Origin of the sequence: Picosynechococcus sp. PCC 73109, assembly GCF_001521855.1 — a bacterium.
Taxonomy (GTDB): Bacteria; Cyanobacteriota; Cyanobacteriia; order Cyanobacteriales; family MRBY01; genus MRBY01.
This window is the reverse complement of record NZ_CP013998.1, coordinates 845,610-862,125: the sequence shown is the minus strand read 5'-3', so window position 1 is coordinate 862,125 and position 16,516 is coordinate 845,610. Positions and strand designations below refer to the sequence as shown.

General features: G+C 47.3%; 15 protein-coding genes. 4 read left to right on the top strand and 11 right to left on the bottom strand.

What is annotated here, in order from left to right:
* Positions 1-28: 28 nt before the first annotated feature.
* From AWQ23_RS04160 to AWQ23_RS04130, 7 genes are all read right to left on the bottom strand, one after another.
* Positions 29-241 carry a DUF2997 domain-containing protein gene (locus tag AWQ23_RS04160; RefSeq protein WP_012306429.1) on the bottom strand — a complete coding sequence of 71 codons (213 nt, stop codon included), beginning with the start codon at positions 239-241 and terminating at the stop codon, positions 29-31.
* Between the two features lie 233 nt (positions 242-474).
* Complete coding sequence (locus AWQ23_RS04155; protein ID WP_062432867.1) at positions 475-1,269, bottom strand: Crp/Fnr family transcriptional regulator; 795 nt, start codon at positions 1,267-1,269, stop codon at positions 475-477.
* A gap of 136 nt (positions 1,270-1,405) precedes the next feature.
* Positions 1,406-2,452: a sulfate/molybdate ABC transporter ATP-binding protein gene (locus tag AWQ23_RS04150; protein ID WP_062432864.1), complete on the bottom strand. Its 1,047-nt coding sequence runs from the start codon at positions 2,450-2,452 to the stop codon at positions 1,406-1,408.
* Positions 2,453-2,519: 67 nt separating this feature from the next.
* Complete coding sequence (cysW, locus tag AWQ23_RS04145) at positions 2,520-3,344, bottom strand: sulfate ABC transporter permease subunit CysW (RefSeq protein ID WP_062432861.1); 825 nt, start codon at positions 3,342-3,344, stop codon at positions 2,520-2,522.
* Positions 3,334-4,191 carry a sulfate ABC transporter permease subunit CysT gene (cysT, locus tag AWQ23_RS04140; protein ID WP_062432858.1) on the bottom strand — a complete coding sequence of 286 codons (858 nt, stop codon included), beginning with the start codon at positions 4,189-4,191 and terminating at the stop codon, positions 3,334-3,336. Before cysT ends, cysW begins: the two co-directional genes overlap by 11 nt.
* 54 nt (positions 4,192-4,245) lie before the next feature.
* Positions 4,246-4,539, bottom strand: a complete 294-nt coding sequence (locus AWQ23_RS04135) for an NIL domain-containing protein (protein ID WP_062432855.1) — start codon at positions 4,537-4,539, stop codon at positions 4,246-4,248.
* A 48-nt stretch (positions 4,540-4,587) separates the two neighbouring features.
* A complete protein-coding gene (locus tag AWQ23_RS04130; RefSeq protein ID WP_062432853.1) occupies positions 4,588-5,652 on the bottom strand; it encodes a sulfate ABC transporter substrate-binding protein in 1,065 nt (354 codons plus the stop codon).
* Between the two features lie 324 nt (positions 5,653-5,976).
* Here AWQ23_RS04130 and AWQ23_RS04125 point away from each other — a divergent pair, with 324 nt between their 5' ends.
* From AWQ23_RS04125 to AWQ23_RS04110, 4 genes are all read left to right on the top strand, one after another.
* Positions 5,977-7,803: an SLC13 family permease gene (locus AWQ23_RS04125; protein ID WP_012306422.1), complete on the top strand. Its 1,827-nt coding sequence runs from the start codon at positions 5,977-5,979 to the stop codon at positions 7,801-7,803.
* 102 nt (positions 7,804-7,905) lie between these two features.
* Positions 7,906-8,469 (top strand): peroxiredoxin, encoded by a 564-nt coding sequence (locus AWQ23_RS04120; RefSeq protein ID WP_012306421.1) that lies wholly within the window; start codon positions 7,906-7,908, stop codon positions 8,467-8,469.
* Between the two features lie 117 nt (positions 8,470-8,586).
* On the top strand, positions 8,587-9,600 hold the full coding sequence (locus AWQ23_RS04115) for an NAD(P)/FAD-dependent oxidoreductase (RefSeq protein WP_062432850.1): 1,014 nt from the start codon (positions 8,587-8,589) through the stop codon (positions 9,598-9,600).
* Between the two features lie 159 nt (positions 9,601-9,759).
* Entirely contained in the window at positions 9,760-10,737 is a 978-nt protein-coding gene (locus tag AWQ23_RS04110) for a GntR family transcriptional regulator (protein WP_062432848.1), read from the top strand.
* Between the two features lie 185 nt (positions 10,738-10,922).
* On the opposite strand, the gene AWQ23_RS04105 is transcribed toward AWQ23_RS04110, so the two are convergent.
* The 4 genes from AWQ23_RS04105 to AWQ23_RS04090 form a co-directional block, all read right to left on the bottom strand.
* Positions 10,923-11,870, bottom strand: a complete 948-nt coding sequence (locus tag AWQ23_RS04105) for a hypothetical protein (protein WP_062432845.1) — start codon at positions 11,868-11,870, stop codon at positions 10,923-10,925.
* Positions 11,871-11,968: 98 nt separating this feature from the next.
* Positions 11,969-12,805: a nucleoside triphosphate pyrophosphohydrolase gene (gene mazG / locus AWQ23_RS04100; RefSeq protein ID WP_062432843.1), complete on the bottom strand. Its 837-nt coding sequence runs from the start codon at positions 12,803-12,805 to the stop codon at positions 11,969-11,971.
* 102 nt (positions 12,806-12,907) lie between these two features.
* Positions 12,908-14,989, bottom strand: coding sequence for an Rne/Rng family ribonuclease (locus tag AWQ23_RS04095; RefSeq protein ID WP_062432840.1), 2,082 nt, complete (start codon positions 14,987-14,989; stop codon positions 12,908-12,910).
* 356 nt (positions 14,990-15,345) lie between these two features.
* Positions 15,346-16,509 carry a cysteine desulfurase family protein gene (locus tag AWQ23_RS04090; protein WP_062432838.1) on the bottom strand — a complete coding sequence of 388 codons (1,164 nt, stop codon included), beginning with the start codon at positions 16,507-16,509 and terminating at the stop codon, positions 15,346-15,348.
* Positions 16,510-16,516 lie beyond the last annotated feature (7 nt).

The window sequence follows — 16,516 nt, the reverse complement described above, 5'->3', positions numbered from 1 at the left end:
GGGCTATTTATAGAGGTTTGCAAAAAAATCACCAATTGCTTTGGACGGGGTTCGTCGTCGTTGCAGTTTGGCTTACCGGTTGGGCAAAATATTCTGAGGTTTGTTCCTGGGAGAGAACAACACCCAGTTGCTCTTCGATCGCAGCGGTCACTTCTTGGCATGAAGACCCGACAATGCCTGTGACCTTTTCTTGGACACGGCCATCAGGGTAAATGATGAATTCTAATGTCTCCATGTTCATGGGTGCGCTTCCTCATTGGCATGGTGGGAAAGTTGACCAATTTGGCGGGGGACAATATACGGAATTTTGCCCTTAACTTTCCAGCACATTTGTGTTTACAGCAGTTTAACAAATCTCGACAATGGGGGGGTAGCTTGCCGCCGCAAATCGTAAGATTCCTTTCATTTTTAGGTGGCTAAATAGATGATTTTCAATGGTGATTAGGCGATCGCCCCAATGGTTGACTCCCTCGCCTAGCGCAATGGCCACCAAGCCACTTTATCGCGGGTCGCACTATAAACTTCCTTGAGGCCTTCTGGATTCAACACATGGATCAGATCCCCTTGTCCCTCAGCGGATTTTTCTGTCTTGATCAGTTCCACCTTCGTCATGCCTTTCAACACCTGTTCCACGGTGCGGTGATTTAACTGGCAGGCATGGGCAATGATATCTACGGGGAGATCAAAGCTAAAAACGCCATCACGCTGGGGTTGATTGGCCAGCGATCGCTCTTGGTAAATCAAAGCTCGCAGCAGGGAAGCGACGGCCTGGGGCGGGTAGGTACTACAGTTCAGCAGATGGTACTGGAATTTTTCCCGTAACTCGAAACTCAGGTTATAGCGATCGCGAAAATCAGCACTCTGGTCATAGATCCGTTGTACCGTTGCTACCGGAATTTTCAGCACATCGGTAGTTTTGTAGGCTTCCACCAAACTAGGAAAACTCCGACTCACCTGTCCAAACCCAACGGGAAGATTGCGCGTCCCAAAACAACTGCCCATGTAGGTAATCGCTAAGATGCGGTCGAGGGGCGTACTCCGCACAATCACTGGCCCCCCCGCAAGTAACACATAAAGAAATTCCAAATTATGGTTCGGGCGAAAAGCTGTATAGATCGGCCGACTGGAATAGAGTTTCTCAGTGATTAATTCTGCTGGATCAAGCCAATTTTGCAGTGCATCTGGATCCATTCCCCGAAAGAAAAAATTGTTTTCGGTTAACTCAGTGATGATTTCTGGCACTTTGGGAGCTTGGACAGATTTTGCCATGGAAATTACAAACGTATTAGATTCAGAAGCTACAGGCGTTTCTTTCTGATTCTAGTCGAAAAGCTCGATGTAACCGAGTCATCAATCGCCCCTGGGTGAGGTTTTGCCATGGCCCAAGTTTTCTCAAACCGGGACATTAAGATTGTCTCGGCACGGGTTGGGACTCCGTATTGACCGCAAAGACTTTTGCCTGTTTCGGCCTGAGATAAACGGTTTGGCCAACTTCAACGTGTAATTGGGCAAGTTTTTCTCGACTAAGGTGGGCCATGATAATTTCTTGATCTGCCGTTAGTACCTCCACTTGAACATCGGAGCCTCGGTAAATGATTCGCTTGACTATACCGGGCAAAGCAGTCGGATCACCATCGATTTGTAAATCTAGATCATGAGGACGAACAAATACAGCATGGGTCGCGTGATGGGGGCTTGTGTCCGGGTGATTACGAATCAAGGAGTGATGACTGGGTAAAACATTCACTTCCCCGATGAAGTTCATCACAAACGGAGTCGCAGGGTGGTCATAAATTTCCGCAGGACTGCCGACCTGTTCAATGCGCCCGTGGTTCATCACAACAATTTCATCGGCAACTTCCATCGCTTCTTCTTGATCATGGGTGACAAAAATACTTGTGACATGAACTTCTTCATGGAGACGACGCAGCCAAGCTCGGAGTTCTTTTCTGACTTTTGCGTCTAGGGCACCGAAGGGTTCATCAAGCAGTAAAACCTGGGGCTGTACCGCTAGGGCACGGGCTAAGGCGACCCGTTGACGTTGACCGCCGGATAATTGGGAAGGGTAGCGATCGCCTAAACCCTGTAGTTGAACCAGCTCTAATAGCTCTTCGACCCGCTGGCGGATCAGATGCTTGGGTTTTTTGCGGATCTCAAGCCCAAAGGCAACATTTTGGCGGATGGTTAGGTGTTTAAACAGGGCATAGTGCTGAAATACAAAGCCAATATTCCGCCGCCGAATATCTACATGGGTCGCATCTTGACCGTTGATAATCACTTGTCCATGATCAGGGGTTTCTAGTCCGGCGATCGCCCGGAGGAGGGTTGATTTTCCAGAACCAGATGGCCCTAATAAGGCAACCAATGTCCCTTCTTTGACTTCTAAATTGATATTTTCTAAAGCCTGAAACGTACCAAAGTTTTTATAAACCGAATCAACAAAAATACTCATTTTTTTCTACAGTAATAAGGGGAATTTTTATCAAGTTAAGCGAAATAAATCATGGCCTAAATTGTCATTAAGCGGAGTGGGTATTCCGTTCTAAGATCTCTTTCAGCACCAGCGTCACACAGGCAAGTAAAGCTAAAACAACCGCCGCAGCAAAAGCTGATTCTGTTGCGTAATTCATATGTTCTTGTTCTACAAAAATTGGTAGTGTTGCTGTTTTGCCGAGGATACTCCCAGAAACGACAGAAACAGCCCCAAACTCTCCCATCGCCCGGGCATTTGTCAGCAAAACGCCATAGAGTAATCCCCAACGAATATTTGGTAGTGTCACCCGCCAAAAAATTTGCCAATCACTAGCGCCAAGAGTACGAGCTGATTCTTCTTGATCTGATCCCATTTCTTCTAAAACAGGAATAACTTCTCTGGCGACAAATGGCAACGTTACAAAAAGTGTGGCAATCACCATGCCTGGTAAAGCAAAAAGAATCTTGATATTTGCCTGTTCAAAAAGAGAACCTAGCCAACCATTTTGCCCATAAAGTAAAACAATCATCAAGCCAGCAACGACGGGGGAAATTGAAAAAGGAAGATCGATCACACTGAGACATAGAGTTCGCCCCCAAAATTGTTTTCTTGCCAATACCCAAGCGGCACAAAGACCAAATATTGTATTCAATGGCACGCTAATTAAAGCAATGATCACCGTTAATTTGACTGCCTGAATAAAAGCGCGGGCTTGGATTGATTCAAAGAAAACTGAAACCCCTTGGTGAAAGGCTTCATAAAAAATGGCAAGAATGGGAATTAAAAGAATTAAAGCGAGATAAGTAATCGTAATCCCAATTAGCCATTGGGGAGAAAGTTTAAATTCAAAGGATTTAAGTTTAGTTTGCATAACGCCTTCCCCATTGTTGTAGAAAATTGATAATGAATAGAAGCAGCAAAGAAACAATTAACAGCACTGAACCAATCACCGTCGCCCCTTCATAATCAAAAGCTTCTAGGCGTTGGAAAATTAACACTGGGGCAATTAGATCTTTGAAAGGAATCCCCGATGAAACAAGCACAATAGAGCCATATTCACCCACTGCCCGGGAAAAACCGAGGGCTACTCCCGTTAAGATTGGTGGGATTAGGGGTGGAAAAATAACGCGCCAAAAAGTCTGGCTTTCTGTCGCCCCTAAAGACCAAGCAGCGTGTTCTGTTTCTTCTTCGAGTTCGCGTAATACTGGCTGGAGAGTGCGCACCACAAAGGGGAGAGAAATAAATAACATCGCAATAAAAACGCCGATGCGGGTGTAGGCAATCTTGATCCCTAAGGGGGCAAAAAGTTGTCCAATCCAACCTTGATCGTTGTAGAGCGTCGCTAAAACGAGACCTGCAACGGCTGTCGGTACAGCAAAAGGAATATCAATGGCTGCGTCAACAATTCGTTTGAGGGGGAATTCATAGCGGACTAAGACCCAAGCAACGATCGTGCCTAATATGCCATTAATTGCCCCAGCGGTGATCGCCGTAATAAAAGTCACACCATAGGCAGACAAAGCCACCGGAGATAAAGCAATTTCTAGGTATTCTGAGGTGCTTAAGCTCAGGGATTTTTGGATCAAAGCGAAGGTCGGCAAAATCAGAATCAACGCTAGGTAAGTAATTGTTACTGACCAAGGGATCGTATTTTTTGGAAATTGGATTGACCTTGCCGAAAATAATTTACGCGGCAGTGCTAAAGATAAAATTTTCATCGTTTACATAACAGAAATGACTGGTAGATTACTGAAAAATTAAAGATATTTATTTCACCACCCGTCAGTTTTCGGAGACTCTTTATGGTAAACCCCAACATTATGATCCTCTAGGTAGAAGAGTGCGTCTTTTACTGCCTGATTAAGACCAGAAATCTGTAAATCAAACCAACCACTAACGGTATTATCTCGGCCTAAAGTTGCTGCCAAAATATTGACTTGAACATTATATTTAACAGCTAACTGGGTGATGATTGGATCCTGTTGATACTGCTTCGGGATTTGTACCAGAATATTAACTTGGGTGTGGCGATCGCCTAGATTTTTTTCTGCTGATTCATGAGACATAATTGCTGTACCTCTCCTATTCAAGAATTTAGCTTGATTTCTAATTCTTTACTGTTGAAAAATTTGATCAAAGATGCCACCATCACCAAAGAATTTAGGTTGTGCTTCGCGCCAGCCACCAAAGTCTTCAATGGTCGCTAGGTTTTCAATCTCTGGGTATTGATCCGCGACTTGAGCCGCAACATCAGGATCTGTCGGTCGGAAACCAACTTCTGCAAAAATCCCTTGGGCTTCAGGTGTAAAAAGAAATTCCACAAAGGCTTCGGAAACTTCCCGTGTATTGCGTTTATCGACGGTCTTATCCACAACGGCAACGGGACTATCGATCGCGATATTAAAATCCGTCAGGACAGTGTAGGGTTGCTCTTCCCCTTGTAGGTTGGCGAGATACACTTCATTCTCGTAGTTCAGCAGAATATCTCCCTGTCCCTGTTGGTAGAAGACATCGGTGGATTCGCGCGCATTTTTTGGCAAAATTGGCGCATTTTTATAGATTTTGCTGACAAATTCCCGCGCTTCGGCTTCTGTGCCACCGTTCTGGGTAATTGCTCCCCAGAGACCCAGAAAGTTCCACCGAGCGCCACCGGATGTTTTCGGGTTTGCCGTAATAATTTCTAAGTCGTTTTTAGCAAGATCTGTCCACTGTGTAATTTTCAAATTGGGGTCACGGGGCACGATCGCAATCACAGAGGAAGTAATCACACTGTCCCGGGGGGCTTCTGCTTCCCAGCCGGGGTCAATTAGACCAGCCTCTTCAATTTGGTTGATATCAGACCCCAGGGCGAGGGCGACAATATCTGCTTCCAAGCCATCGATGACGGCACGGGTTTGGGAACCAGATCCGCCATAGCTTTGCTCAATGGTTACGGTTTGTCCGGTTTCTGTTTTCCACTGCTCAACGAAGAGCGGGATGATTTTTTCGTAGGCGCTCCGGGTAACGGCATAGGTAACCAGGGTTATGGTAACTGGCTCTTGGGATTGAGTCTGAGCCGTTGTGGTTTCAGACTCGGGGGTAGTGCTCTGGTTTTGGTTGGGGTTACCGCAAGCGAAAAGACTACTACTTAATAGGGTGGCGATCGCCAAAGTTTTTAGGGACAAATTAGACTTTCTCATTTTTGATTCAATTTCTTTTGAATTGATAGCCAATCATAATCTAGTCCTGTTTGAATTGCAATTCATTTCAAATTCAATCTTGAATCATTCTCTGCTGTGCCATGATGAGAGTTGAAAAAAATTGACCCTGCCAAGGGTGCATGGCAATCCGTTCTAAGCTGTCAACCCTTCTCTATGCCTTTGTTTCAGATTTCTAAATCTTTTTTTCAGTCCTGGCGATCGCCCCGAACTTGGAACGCGATTCTGCCCTTTAATGTCATAAAAACGACTAAATTCTTTTCAACGGCGCCCATGCTAGGCGTTCTATGTGCTGGAGGATTTTCGATGGCAATGTTTGCGCAGTTGCCTTCTTTGGGGGAGGCGGCTTTCTTCGGTTTGGGTTGGCAAGGTTGGTTGACCCTCGGTCTGACCCTGGTGGCCTTTCTTTTAAATGCCCTGACGCCTCTCCCTGCCGAGGTGATTTTCCTTGGTGCCTTGGGGGCCTTGCTGCTGACGGGGGTGCTTGATACGAGTACTACCCTCGCCGGGTTTAGTAACGAAGGTTTGGCGACCATTGCGGTGCTTTATCTCGTGGTGACTGGCTTGCAACAAACCGGCTCCCTCAGTTGGATTTCCCAGCGGGTTTTAGGACTGCCGAAAGGGGAGTCTGCGGCCTTGATGCGGTTGATGGTGCCGGTGATGGGCCTGAGTGCTTTTCTAAACAACACTCCCGTAGTGGCGATGTTTATCCCGGTAGTGAACGAGTGGTGCCGCAAGCTGCGCATTAGCCCCTCAAAATTGATGTTGCCCCTGAGTTATTCCGCTTCCTTTGGGGGCGTCTGTACGTTAATTGGTACCAGTACAAACCTGGTGGTCAATGGCCTCTTGATTGCCGAAACAGACCATGCCGGTCTTGGCCTCTTTGATATTGCCTTGGTGGGATTACCCTGTGCGATCGCCGGTGTGACCTTTCTAATGCTGAGTCACAGTTGGCTACTACCAGAGCGCAAACCGGCCATTAGTGACCAAGACGATCTGCGGCAATACACCGTGGAAATGGTTGTCCACGAAAACAGTCCCCTCATTGGCAAAAGTATTGAAGAAGCTGGGCTACGAAATTTGCCAAACCTGTACCTGATTGAAGTGGTGCGGGATTCCTTAGTGTTGCCAGCGGTCAGCCCGCGCGAAGTTTTGCAGGAAAAGGATCAGTTAGTTTTTGTCGGGGCAGTGGATTCGATCCTCGACCTCAATCGACTCCGGGGGTTACAGCCAGCCACGGATCAAGTTTTTAAATTAGATACTCCCCGCTCTGAACGTTGCCTAATTGAGGCGGTTGTTTCCAATACCTGTCCGCTAATCCGGCAAACGATCCGGGAAGGAAAGTTTCGCAGTCGCTATAATGCCGTCGTTTTAGCCGTGGCCCGGAATGGGGAGCGCCTCAAGGGAAAAATCGGGGAAATGCGCCTGTTGGCAGGGGATACCTTATTACTCGAAACCCACCCCACTTTTTTGGAGCAGCAACGGGGTTCCCGGGACTTCTACTTAGTCAGTGAAATTCCTGATTCGGAGCCGATGCGCCATGACCGTGCTCCCCTGGCCCTGGGAATCCTGCTCGTGATGGTGGTTTGTGTGGTGTTCGGTTGGCTCTCGATGTTAAAGGCGGCAACCCTAGCGGCGATCGCCATGATTGTTTTCGGTTGCTGTTCCCCCAGTCGTTCCCTCAAAAGTATTGAATGGTCTGTGTTGCTCGTGATTGGGGCCGCCTTTGGTCTGGGGAAAGCCTTAGAAACGACCGGGGCTGCTGGGGCGATCGCCGCCAATCTCCTGCAACTGGCCGGAGACAATCCCTGGCCCACCCTGGTCGTCGTCTACGGCATTACGACCCTCCTCACAGAATTAATTACCAACAATGCCGCAGCAGCGTTAATGTTCCCCATTTCAGTATCTTTAGCCAATACCCTCGGTGTGGATGTGATGCCTTTTGTGATTGCGATCATGATCGGCGCTTCGGCGAGTTTTTCGACTCCCATCGGCTACCAAACTAATTTGATGGTCTACGGGCCAGGGGGCTATAAATTCACCGATTATTTTCGGGTGGGGATTCCGTTAAATCTCCTGTTTTGGGCCGTGTCCTGTGTTCTGATTCCCTTTGCCTTTCCCTTTTACCCCTAAAAGAATCTTGACTTATTCCTAAATAAGAATTATTCTGGCTTATTAAGAAAGGTTGAGACCTTTCCTAAAATTTTCTGTTATCACACTATCCAAGAGGTCCACATGGCTAGAGTACCTGACGTTGTCTTCAAAACCCGCGTCCGCGATGAATCCGTAGAAGGCCCCAACCCCTACCGTTGGGAAGACAAAACCACCGCTGACATCTTCGGTGGCAAGAAAGTTGTTCTTTTCTCCCTGCCTGGTGCTTTCACGCCCACCTGTTCCTCCAACCACTTACCCCGTTACGAAGAGCTTTACAGCGAATTCCAAGCCCAGGGCGTTGATGAAATCATCTGTCTGTCCGTAAACGATGCTTTCGTAATGTTCAAGTGGGGTAAGGAAATCGGTGCTGACAAAGTCTTCCTCCTTCCCGATGGTAACGGTGAATTTACCCGCAAAATGGGGATGCTCGTTGAGAAGTCTAACCTCGGTTTTGGGATGCGTTCTTGGCGCTACTCCATGCTCGTCGAAGATGGCGAAATCAAGAAGATGTTTGTAGAGCCTGACTTCTCTGATAACTGCCCCACTGATCCTTTTGAAGTATCTGATGCAGATACCATGCTGGCTTACATCAAGGGCGAATCTGCTCCTGGTGTCTCTGAACCCCGCAAAGAATTTGTTGGTTAAGTTCTTGTACTGACGCTCACCAAATAATTTTTTTAGACTAAGGCAAGGGGGGCGGCGATCGCCTTCTTTGCCTTTTTGATTTCTCGTACCACCGCCAAACCATTGGGGGACCCTGCCATGAAGCTTTCTAGTAAAAACCTCGAAACCCGTTTAGATACCGTCTATGATGCCATTATTGTGGGGGGCGGCATGGGTGGTTTATCCGCTGCAATTTACCTCGCCCGCTATGGCCTGAAGTGCCTCATCGTCGAAAAAGGCAGGGGCCGCTCCTTCTGGATGCAAGATCTCCGCAACTATGTTGGCTTAGACCCAGAAACTCCTGGGCGAGATATTATCCTCCAGAGCACCAAGCAGGCCATTGATTGGGGTGCGGATCACCTGCGGGGTTATGTCGAAGAAGTTACTGATGAAGGTGAAACCTTCGCCGTCAAAGTCAAAGTTGGCAGAAAAAATAGTAGCTACCCTGTTTTCCGCAGTAAATATGTAATCGCCGCCTCTGGCATCATCGACAATCTTCCTGAAACCGATGATATGCAAAATGTCTATGATTATGCTGGCTATACGCTCCATGTCTGCATGATCTGCGATGGCTTCGATATGTGGGATCAAAAGGCGGTCGTCATTGCGGGCACCGAAGGACAGATCAACGCGGCTTTTGTCTTAAATTGGTTCACCCCCTACATCTCCGTGCTGACCCATGGCCTCGTGGAAGTGAGCGATGAAATGAAAGAAAAGCTTGCTGAACACGGCTATCCCCTCTACGAACAAAAAATTGTGAAATTCCACGGCGAAAATCACAAGATGAGCGGTGTTGAACTCGAAGATGGCACCATCGTCGAAGCCACCACGGGCTTGGTGAATATGGGTTCGACCTACTACAACGACTATTTGAAAGGGATCGACGGTTTGGAGTGGGACGGTGAAAACCTCGTGACCAACAATATGTGTCAAACGACCCATGAGCGAATTTTTGCCCTGGGGGATCTCAAGAAAGGCCTCAATCAAGTCTCCGTGGCGGTGGCGGATGGCACCTTGGCCGCAACGCAGATTTGGCGCAATATTCGTCGGGCGGCTCCACCCCGCAAGTGGGTTGAAAATGTCAGCGAACCCCATCCTTTCTTAAATGTCTAATTTTAGATAGGGCCTTGGTATTTTGCTCGGCCAGATAAATTGGTTATTTTATTCCTCAACTGTTGGGGAATTTTTTTGTGCCAATATTCAGCTATCTAGGCGATCGCCCAGGCATTTTTTCGATTTGATGGAGGAGATCCTTTACGTGTGAATTCCCCCATGTTTTCTTTCCACATTCAGCCCGATAGCGAAATCCCTGCGTCCCAACAGCTCCTGGATCAATTGCAATTTGCGATCGCCTCCCATCAGTTTAGGCACGATCAACGGCTGCCGAGCTTGCGGCAATTGGAAATGATTACCGGACTCCATCGCAATACCATCAGCAAAATCTATCACAAACTAGAATTACTCGGTCTGGTCAAATCAGTTCCCGGTTCAGGGATTTATGTCCAAGATAATCTCCAGTTACCGGCCCCCTGTTCTCAGCCAAACCACCAATCTTCTCAACCACAAATCATCTTCGACCAAGCCATTAACCAATTACTGGAACAGGGCTATAGTCTGCCTCAAATTCGTCATCTGTTTAGTCGGGCCATTGATTGGCGCGTAGAATGTGCCGCCCAGGTGATTATTACGGTTCCCCAACGGGAATTAGGTGCTGGTCAATGGATGCTCCAAGAAATCGAACAGGTGATCGCCATTCCTATCCGTTTAGTACCCCTCGAAACCTTAGCGGAAACTTTAACCCAAGTAACTGCTGCTACCATCGTCACAACTACCTATTTTGTCCAGGCCGTGACGGCAGTTGTTTCGCCCCAAAATTTCCAGATCATGCCTGTCACTCTCCATGATTACGGCCCCGAACTTGCCCAAATCAAAGCTTTGCTTCCGAACCATCATCTTGGTTTGGTGAGCTTCAGTCCTGGGGTACTTCATGCAGCCTCTACAATTATCCAAAGCCTTAGAGGTAGCGATATTCACCTGACTATAAGCACCCCTGATGATTTGCCACGGTTACGCTACTTAATTCACCGTAGCGAGACCATTTTATGTGACAGTCTTAGCTATGAAATTATTAAAAAGCAATTAGATAAACTTCATTCTATATTGATCCATCAACCTAAAGTTATTCTCTGTAAAAACTATATTAGTCAAACTTCTCTAGAATTACTTGAACAAACCTTCGGAATTCATTGAACCGAGAAGCGACACCTTATAGAAAAACAAAAATAGATTGATAGCTTAACACTCAATAAACACCATGAAAGTTTTCATGATGCATGATTACTCACCTTCAGGAAAAAAATCCTATAGGTCTTAGCGAAATGAGAATTGTGGCTTTTATGTCTAAACGATTTGAACTAAAAATTAAACAAACTCAATCACAAATGCTTTTTATATTTTTTGTAAATCTCAGAAGCCGGTATAGGTTCTTTAAAGTCGGAAGGAAGCTTGTACTCATAGGGACTGAATTTATCCTGAGTAAATTTAATTTTTTTGTAAATTCTTTGCCAATCTTTTAGATACTTGAGTAGATCTTCAAACTCTTTTGCTTCTTTTTGGTATCTATTTTTTAAGCCAATATATTGCAATATGCGAGCATAAGAAGAAATATTTCGATGCTCTTTTGGAACGTTCAAAAGACCATTGAGTTTCGTGAAAACCTCTATGTTTTCTTGGACAGCAAACTCAATTTGTTGAATAGATTGAACTTCAGATTTTTTGAATGTTCTCGCTAAATCATAAATTGTGCGCAGAATGCCATATAATTCGGTGGTATCGTGGATTGTCCGGAATGTTCTCAAAAGATCAAAACCAAGAGGATACTGAGCAACAGTATCAATTGCATCTAGATAGTCTGTTAAAACAAGACGGCCATGATCAGTCTTGATTTTGCCTGTGAGAGGTCGAATTTTGCTATCAATTACTTTTAAGGCTTTTTCGTTATTTTCTTTATTTAGCGTCTCTGTAATAAACCGATAGATTGTTTTTTGCATGGGACTGCGAAAACGAACTTCAGTATCGGAAATCAAAAGATAACTCTCTGTAGCATCAAAACAGACTTCTAAGAGTTCAATGATTTTTGCAAGGCCTTGGTATTTGCCGAGATTACGGTCAACTGACAATTTTATCTGAGTATACTGAATGAACTCTTCATTACTAAATTTATCTAAATCTATACGATAAAGATGCCAGGCTTTTGATCTAATCTCTCTAAGATCTCGACGATAAGCACGAAGAATATTATCTGGGATTTTTTTGGGAAACAAAAAATAGAGGATTTTCTTCCAGAAAACTTTGGTTTTTTGTTTTAAAGGGGTAATTTCCATGTCTTGAACGCACTTCTTAGCAGAAAGAAGTACTGAAGAGTTGTTGTTAAATAAACAAGCTTTATTTGCGTAAAAATGCTGAATATATTAGATAATACCTAATTTTGGAATAAATTCTTCTCACTGAGAACAGTTTTAGCTTTTTGCCATAAGGTTTCAAGCTCTGCGAGGGAGTAATCTGTCAGGGACTTATCTGCAAACTTTTCCATCAAAGAAATGCGTTGCACCATACGGTCGTTGGTGCCGTGGAGCGCCCCACTAGGATCAAGATCATACCACCGGGCTAAATTGACAATGGTGAATAGTAGATCGCCGAGTTCAGCCTGTTGATGGGCCTTGTCCTCAGTTTGGAGTGCCTCGCGAAATTCCTGGAGTTCTTCCTCAAATTTTGCCCACACTTCTCCAATATTTTCCCATTCAAATCCGGCGGCGGCAGCTTTTTCGGACATTTTTAGGCTCGCCATCAATGGGGGGAGGGTGCTGTTATAGCGGTCTAATTTACGGCTGAGCTGGGGCACAGTTTGCGGGGATTCGCCTTTTTCCTCGGCCTTAATGGCTTCCCAATTTTGACGGACTTCAGCGACGGTGCTGGCACTGGTTTCACCGAACACATGGGGGTGACGGCGAATCAATTTTTCGCTAATGCCCTCGGCGACTTCCTGGAGGCTGAAGTGGCCGTATTCCTGGGCAATTTGGGCTTGTAAAACGACTTGCAGTAAGAGATCCCCTAATTCTTCGGCGATCGCCTGTTGGTCATCCTGGCGGAGGGCATGGACAACTTCATAGGCTTCTTCGATCACGTAGGGAATCAAAGTTTGGGGCGTCTGTTCTAAATCCCAGGGACAACCACCAGCGGGCGATCGCAATTGGGCGACAACCTCAATTAAATGTTGTAGAGCCGTTAGGATTGCGTCGGTCGTTTGTTTCGGTGCCATAGCTTTTTAAGGGGGAATTTTTGGGTCAGAGTGAGGGCGCGACAACACCCCCAAAAGAAAAAAGCAGTGTTGCCACTGCCTTAGGTTAACGGTAATTGGGTTTTAACTACTGGCGGAAGAACGGCGACGGCGACGGCGACGGCCATTGGTCTTTTCTTCAGCGTCTTTTTCTGTTGCTTCCGGTTCCGCCTGGGGTAAAACTTTTGTTTCTACGGGTTGAGCAGTTTGGGGAGCTGTGTCGTCTGCTTCGGGGGCGACCTCTCCAGTTTCAGGGGTCTCAATCTGGAGTTGTTGCGGCTCTAAATTTTCGACTGGTGTTACTTTTTCCGAAGTGGCATCGGTTTCTTTGGCGGTTCCCGGTCGCACAATTTCGATAATCGTTGAGCGGGGGTCTTTTTTCCCAGCAGCGTCTAAACGCACCAGGGGTGATACCCCAATCAGGGCATAGACATTTTTTTCCTGCTCCGTCATTTCCACCTGGACGGTTTCTTTGGGCTCGTCACGGCGGTAACGACTCCGTTCGCGACGGTCATAGCGGGAAGACGTATTGCTGTTGTCTTGGGACGAAGACGTTTTTGTTTCTTTTTTTTCTTTTGTCGGAGTCTCAGCAGAGGGGCGATCGCCACCATTATCTTGGGTCTCTTTTTCGTCCCGGAGCACTGGCTTACTCGAAACCTCCGGCGATCGCCGGCGACGACGACGATTATTATTATTACTGCTTTGTTCCTGATAATCGGGATGATGCACCAGATTTAACGGCTCTGCCGCAGGCGTATTCCCTGCATTAATCAGCTTGCTCCGAGCAACCCGTGATGTAATCCGTCGTCCGTGGCTGGTGGTGCCGCGCCGTCCCCCAGACAGTACAGGCCGACTTTCTCCCGGTGTCCGCGCCCCGCCCTGGAGCGAGAGAGAAGACAGAATATTGAGCTGGAGTGGTACAGGTTCCTCTTCACCGGGTAAATGTACCAAGTGACCCAGGCCATTACAGTGGGCGCAGGGCTTACCGAACAGTTCATAAATATTTTGACCCTGTCGTTTGCGAGTCAGTTCTACCAAACCGAGTTCAGACAACTGGGCGATCTGGGGCCGGGCCTTATCCGCCTTGAGAATACTTGTAAAATGCTCCAGCAACTTCAACTGATCATGGCGAGAATCCATGTCGATGAAATCCACCACGATTACCCCACCAATGTTGCGTAACCGCAGTTGCCGCGCAATTTCTGTGGCCGCCTCATAGTTCGTCCAGAGCACCGTTTCCCGTGCGGTGGCGGATTTAGTAAAAGAACCAGAGTTTACATCAATAACAGTTAAAGCTTCGGTGGGTTCAATGATGATGTAGCCCCCAGAAGGCAACTCAACCCTGGGCTTGAGGGCTTCACGAATGGCCGCATTCACCCGGAAATAGTCCAGAATCGATTGCTTTTCGCGGTGATGATCAATTAACAAACCGTCGGGCGCTTTCCCCCCTTCCCAGTTCATGAGCTGGCTTTTCACCCGTTTCATGCCGCTGGCAGAATCCACCACGATGCGGTTCACTTCATCGCTGTACATGTCCCGCAGCACCCGCTGAATAAAGTCGTCATCGCGGTTGATCAGGGTCGGAGGACGGCCGTAGTTTGCCTGCTGCTGGATCGCTTCCCACTGTTTTTGGAGCAGTTCTAAATCTTCGATGATCGCTTCTTCGTCGGTACCTTCGGCCTCAGTCCGCACCAAAAGTCCCATGCCGGGGGGTTTCATCAGCACGGCGAGGGCCCGCAGACGGTTACGTTCGCTATCACTACTAATGCGGCGGGAAAGGTTAACTCCTTTGCTGTAGGGCATCAGGACGACGTAGCGACCGGGAAGGGTAATATTGCCTGTGAGCCGTGGCCCTTTGTTTCCCGTGGGTTCTTTCATCACCTGAACCAGGGCTTTTTGTTGGGGTTCGAGGAGTTCGGTGATTGAGCTGGAATTTTTCCTGAGTCGAATGGGGCCGAGATCGCTGACGTGGATGAAACCGTTTTTTTCGGTGTCACCGATGTTAACAAAGGCCGCGTCAATACCGGGAATGACGTTTTCGACGATACCGAGATAGATGTCACCGACCTGTTGGGCACCGGTGGATACGACAATTTCTTGGATTTGGTCTTCCCAAAAAACGGCAGCAATCTGATGCTGCTCTGCAATAATAATTTGCTTAGGCATTCAAATTCCTCGATTTTTTTCGCTTAATGCTGAAAAAACTGTTCTATGCAAGTTCTGTTGTCTGAAATAAATGCTTTGAAACTAGGCTGGATATTTCTTGTTTCGTGCAGACTTCACCGCAGACATGAGTCTATGTATGGCTGGGTGAGATGAAATGGTAGGCGATCGCCGGATCTTGTGTCGTTGAGGAAAAGGTTAGGATTACCGCAACAACAAACAAAGACCGGAGCAAATTCTTTCTTCACACGCTGTGTAAAGGGAGAAGACGGTTACGGCTAAATACAGGAAGGTTTAGCGGCATATTTGCAATCGCCTCAGATCCCATTCTAAAGCCAAGTGTTCACTTTGGATCACTTTCATGGGGTCTTGGTGGGCATTTTTCGGAGGCTGTGGAGGGTGTGCTGTAGGGTGTGGGCGACGTGATCGATATCGGTAGCGGTGGTGAAACGGCCTAAACCAAAGCGCAGGGAGGCGCGACAAAGGGCTGGCGATCGCCCCAGGGCCGTGAGGACATGGGAGGGTTTACCGGAACTACAGGCGGAACCAGCGGAAAGGGCGACGGTATTGCGCAGTGCCAAAAGGAGGGCGGTGCCGTCAATATTTTCGATGCTGACATTGAGATTATGGGGGAGGCGTTGGTCGAGGTCACCGTTGAGATAAATGCCTTCTAGGGGTTGGAGTTGTTGCCAAAGGCGATCGCGTAATAGTTTAAGCCTGGTATTTTCTTCGTCCATCTGGGCCAGACCGATTGCGATGGCCTTACCAAAGCCAACAATCTGCGGTGTGTAGAGGGTGCCCGATCGTCGGCCCCGTTCTTGGCCACCGCCATGGAGTTGGGGCGCGAGGTTGACCCGGGGGTTTTTTCGGCGCACATACAACGCACCGATTCCCTTGGGGCCATAGATTTTATGGGCTGTCAGGGACAGCAGGTCAATGTTTTGGGTTTGGACATTTAGGGGGATTTTGGCGATCGCCTGGGCCGCGTCACAGTGAAATAAAATGCCTTGGTCATGACAGAGGGCACCAATTTCTGTGACAGGTTGGAGTACGCCAATCTCGTTATTGGCCGCCATTACCGAGACCAGCACCGTATCTTTACGGAGTGCTTTTTCCAACAAGGATAAATCCAATAAACCATTGGCTTGCACGGGCAGATGAGTCACCTCAAACCCCAGAGTTTCTAAATAGGCACAGGGGTCAAGCACCGCTCGATGTTCTGTTTGCACCGTAACAATATGCCTGCCCTTGTCAAAATAAGCCTCAGCTAATCCTTTAATCGCTAGATTATTTGCCTCCGTCGCCCCGCTAGTAAACACAATTTCCTCTGGCTCTGCCCCAATGCTGCTGGCGATTATTTCTCTGGATTGTTCCACTGCTGCCGCAGCTTCCCAGCCGTAGACATGACCAGCACTCGCAGGATTACCAAATTGCTCCGTAAAGTAAGGCAACATTGCTTCCAATACCAGTGGATCAACAGGGGTCGTCGCATGGTAATCCAAATAAATTGAAGGATCTTGCATAGTGATT

What these genes read in the sequence shown, in the direction of transcription:
- AWQ23_RS04160 (WP_012306429.1), bottom strand. Translation starts at nt 241, where the DNA reads ATGAACATGGAGACATTAGAATTCATCATTTACCCTGATGGCCGTGTC.
- AWQ23_RS04155 (WP_062432867.1), bottom strand. Translation starts at nt 1,269, where the DNA reads ATGGCAAAATCTGTCCAAGCTCCCAAAGTGCCAGAAATCATCACTGAG.
- AWQ23_RS04150 (WP_062432864.1), bottom strand. Translation starts at nt 2,452, where the DNA reads ATGAGTATTTTTGTTGATTCGGTTTATAAAAACTTTGGTACGTTTCAG.
- cysW (WP_062432861.1), bottom strand. Translation starts at nt 3,344, where the DNA reads ATGCAAACTAAACTTAAATCCTTTGAATTTAAACTTTCTCCCCAATGG.
- cysT (WP_062432858.1), bottom strand. Translation starts at nt 4,191, where the DNA reads ATGAAAATTTTATCTTTAGCACTGCCGCGTAAATTATTTTCGGCAAGG.
- AWQ23_RS04135 (WP_062432855.1), bottom strand. Translation starts at nt 4,539, where the DNA reads ATGTCTCATGAATCAGCAGAAAAAAATCTAGGCGATCGCCACACCCAA.
- AWQ23_RS04130 (WP_062432853.1), bottom strand. Translation starts at nt 5,652, where the DNA reads ATGAGAAAGTCTAATTTGTCCCTAAAAACTTTGGCGATCGCCACCCTA.
- AWQ23_RS04125 (WP_012306422.1), top strand. Translation starts at nt 5,977, where the DNA reads ATGGCAATGTTTGCGCAGTTGCCTTCTTTGGGGGAGGCGGCTTTCTTC.
- AWQ23_RS04120 (WP_012306421.1), top strand. Translation starts at nt 7,906, where the DNA reads ATGGCTAGAGTACCTGACGTTGTCTTCAAAACCCGCGTCCGCGATGAA.
- AWQ23_RS04115 (WP_062432850.1), top strand. Translation starts at nt 8,587, where the DNA reads ATGAAGCTTTCTAGTAAAAACCTCGAAACCCGTTTAGATACCGTCTAT.
- AWQ23_RS04110 (WP_062432848.1), top strand. Translation starts at nt 9,760, where the DNA reads ATGTTTTCTTTCCACATTCAGCCCGATAGCGAAATCCCTGCGTCCCAA.
- AWQ23_RS04105 (WP_062432845.1), bottom strand. Translation starts at nt 11,870, where the DNA reads ATGGAAATTACCCCTTTAAAACAAAAAACCAAAGTTTTCTGGAAGAAA.
- mazG (WP_062432843.1), bottom strand. Translation starts at nt 12,805, where the DNA reads ATGGCACCGAAACAAACGACCGACGCAATCCTAACGGCTCTACAACAT.
- AWQ23_RS04095 (WP_062432840.1), bottom strand. Translation starts at nt 14,989, where the DNA reads ATGCCTAAGCAAATTATTATTGCAGAGCAGCATCAGATTGCTGCCGTT.
- AWQ23_RS04090 (WP_062432838.1), bottom strand. Translation starts at nt 16,509, where the DNA reads ATGCAAGATCCTTCAATTTATTTGGATTACCATGCGACGACCCCTGTT.